Raw genomic sequence first — 2310 nt, 5'->3', positions numbered from 1 at the left:
TTCAGCAGTGTTCAGCGTAAATGTATCAGCTAGCCGTCGAGGTGTTGCTTGAGCAGGTCGTTGGCCAGCTTTGGATCTGCCCGTCCCTGAGTTTTTTTCATCAATTGCCCGACAAAGTAGCCGAAGAGCTTGGTTTTGCCCCCCCGATACTGCTGCAGTTGCTCGGGGTTTTCTGCCAGCACCTCGGCGATCATCTGCCCCAGCAGAGCGCTATCCGAGATTTGGGTCATGCCCTTAGCTTCCACCAGGGCGCGGGCCGATCCCCCTTTTTCCAGCAGTTCCGGCAGGATCTCCTTGGCGATTTTGCTGGAGATGGTGCCCTGCTCGATGAGGCCAATCAGCTCGGCCAGGGTTTCCGGCTTCAGGGCAATGTCGGGATAGTCCAGCTTGTGGGTGTTGAGGTAGCTGGCGATGTCGCTCATCATCCAGTTGGCGGCTGCTTTCGGGTCGGCACCGGCGGCGATCACGGCTTCAAAGTATTCGGCGGTGTTGCGTTCATCGCTGAGGTAGCGGGCATCGTACACCGAGAGGCCGTACACCTCCTGATAACGTCGCCGCTTCACACCGGGCAATTCCGGCAGCTCTGCCTGCCAGCGGGTTTTCTGCGCTTCGGTAACGCGAATGGGCGGCAGATCGGGCTCGGGGAAATAGCGATAGTCGCTGGATCCCTCTTTCTTGCGCATGCTGATGGTGCGCTGGCTGTCTTCTTCCCAGAGGCGGGTCTCTTGCACGATCCGCTCGCCTGCCTCCACAGCCTTGACTTGGCGGTTGAACTCGTACTCGATGGCCCGTTGGATGGCGTTGAAGGAGTTCATGTTTTTAATTTCCACCTTCGTGCCAAAGGTCTGGGATCCCAGCGGACGCACCGAGATGTTCACATCACAGCGCAGGGATCCCTCCTGCAGGTTGCCATCGCACAGCCCGGCATAGCGCAGGATGCGGCGCAGCTCTTGCACATACTCGGCTGCCTCTTCCCCGCTGCGGATGTCCGGCTCGCTGACGATCTCGATGAGGGGAACCCCCGCCCGGTTGAAATCCACCAAAGAGTAGCTGGATCCCGATAGGCGATCGCTGCCAGCATGGACCAGCTTGCCCGCGTCTTCTTCCATGTGCAGACGGGTGATGCCGATGCGCTTGGTGCGACCGTCGCTGAGCTGGATCTCGATCCAGCCGTGGGTAGCAATCGGCAGGTCGTATTGCGAGATTTGGTAGTTTTTGGGCAAGTCGGGGTAAAAGTACTGCTTGCGGTCGAACTTGCTGTAGGGGGCAATGGTGCAATTCAAGGCCAAACCCGCTTTGACCGCGTACTCCAGCACCTTTTCGTTGAGCACCGGCAGGGTGCCGGGCAGGCCCATGCAGATGGGGTCAATCTGGGTGTTGGGGGGAGCGCCAAAGGCTGTCGCGCTGCTGGAGAAGATCTTGGAGCGAGTGCTGAGCTGGCAGTGAACTTCCAGCCCAATCACAGCTTCGTATTGCACTTTGGCGGGGGCAGCAACAGTCATGGGATAGGAAAAACTGGCGGTGTAACCATTCTAGTGTGACCTTGCAGGGATCCCAGCTCACAGACAGTTTCTGGGGACGGCAGCCCAGAACCCAGGACGAGGCCGGAGCAGCCCAGCTTGAAGCAGATCCTCAGAACAGCGAAACTTCCTCAAACGGTAGGGCGAATCTCAAAAGTGGGTAGACCTTCCGGCGGCTCGGAACGTTGCTCAATGGCCTCCACAACCGAACCGGGGCTGCCCTGTTGGCACCAGCGCAGCATCGCCTCCACTGCGGCAGGGGATCCTTCAAAAACAGCCTCTACACGACCATCCCGCAAATTGCGCACCCACCCTTGAACACCCGCATGGAGAGCCATCGCTTCGGTGTGGGCTCGAAACCCCACGCCCTGAACCCGCCCCCGTATCCAGACGTGAACGCGAACCCTGTCACTCATGCCGACGGGGATCCCTCCGTTGTGCTGCAGGGTTCTGGCGACTCGGTCGGCTCCTCCGGAGTCTCTGAGGTCTGCCGATCCAGCCATTCCACGAGAACGTTGACAAGGACAATCAACCCCAGGATCCCCAGCGAGATCCCACAGGCGTACCCAATCGCTTGCCACAGCACGGGAGACATGAGCCCAACCTCACGAAGAATGCTTGTGCAGAAGAACCCACCCTTCAAGCACCTTAACAGATGCCGGATCCCCAGCGACCTACGGCCCGCTTCGCGAGCATCCATTTTGACCCTTCCAATCCCAAAGGGTTCCCCGCCAGCTCAAAATCTCTGCGCTCGAAAGTTAACAAAACGCGCGGAATTCCCCACCCTCTG

At 59.2% G+C, this 2310-nt stretch carries 3 protein-coding genes; all 3 read right to left on the bottom strand.

Features of this window, described 5'->3' with window-relative positions; genetic code table 11:
* Positions 1-29: 29 nt before the first annotated feature.
* The 3 genes from gatB to NW856_RS01600 all read right to left on the bottom strand — a co-directional run bounded on the left by gatB (position 30) and on the right by NW856_RS01600 (position 2115).
* Positions 30-1502, bottom strand: a complete 1473-nt coding sequence (gene gatB / locus NW856_RS01610) for an Asp-tRNA(Asn)/Glu-tRNA(Gln) amidotransferase subunit GatB (protein WP_414398754.1) — start codon at positions 1500-1502, stop codon at positions 30-32.
* Positions 1503-1651: 149 nt separating this feature from the next.
* Positions 1652-1936 carry an acylphosphatase gene (locus NW856_RS01605; RefSeq protein ID WP_011432352.1) on the bottom strand — a complete coding sequence of 95 codons (285 nt, stop codon included), beginning with the start codon at positions 1934-1936 and terminating at the stop codon, positions 1652-1654.
* Complete coding sequence (locus NW856_RS01600) at positions 1933-2115, bottom strand: hypothetical protein (protein WP_414398753.1); 183 nt, start codon at positions 2113-2115, stop codon at positions 1933-1935. The genes NW856_RS01605 and NW856_RS01600 overlap by 4 nt, the downstream gene beginning before the upstream one ends.
* Between the last annotated feature and the right edge of the window lie 195 nt (positions 2116-2310).

This window comes from Synechococcus sp. R3-13, from assembly GCF_047462195.1.
GTDB lineage: Bacteria > Cyanobacteriota > Cyanobacteriia > Thermostichales > Thermostichaceae > Thermostichus.
The sequence above is the reverse complement of the archived record's forward strand: the minus strand, read 5'-3'. Positions and strand labels throughout refer to the sequence as shown.

What these genes read in the sequence shown, in the direction of transcription:
- gatB (WP_414398754.1), bottom strand. Translation starts at nt 1,502, where the DNA reads ATGACTGTTGCTGCCCCCGCCAAAGTGCAATACGAAGCTGTGATTGGG.
- NW856_RS01605 (WP_011432352.1), bottom strand. Translation starts at nt 1,936, where the DNA reads ATGAGTGACAGGGTTCGCGTTCACGTCTGGATACGGGGGCGGGTTCAG.
- NW856_RS01600 (WP_414398753.1), bottom strand. Translation starts at nt 2,115, where the DNA reads ATGTCTCCCGTGCTGTGGCAAGCGATTGGGTACGCCTGTGGGATCTCG.